Annotated in this window: 1 protein-coding gene; it reads right to left on the bottom strand. The window is 46.4% G+C overall.

Annotation, left to right across the window (positions count from 1 at the left end; translation table 11 throughout):
* Positions 1–373 (bottom strand): sulfurtransferase (locus HC176_RS17530; protein ID WP_280818717.1); only part of this gene is annotated, 373 nt, incomplete at both ends.

Here is a 373-nt window from a genome sequence, read left to right as displayed (position 1 = left end):
GAACGCCGGTTTCAAAAGGATTATTAGGATCATTGCTCCACTCGAACCAGCCGCCATCATAAACTGAAACTTTTGGCCAGCCTAATAGCCAGGCATTGAACCAGGCTTCACTGCCGCGCCATCCGGTACCGCAATAGAAAGCGAGATGTTTGTCGGGAGTAATTCCGTTTTGTTTCCAGTTCTCAATGACTTCATGAAATTCCCTGGTGGTGTGATCAACATTCCTGTAGTTTTCCATGTGGTAAGCATCACTTCCACAATCGGCAAAAATAGCTCCGGGAATTCTACCTTTAGCTTCTATATAATTGTAACCGCTTACCTCCCCAATATATTCGGGATAGCTACGCACACATACGAGTTCGGCATCCTGCGC

Source organism: Tamlana crocina, from assembly GCF_012037625.1.
This window is presented reverse-complemented; position numbering and strand designations above follow the sequence as displayed.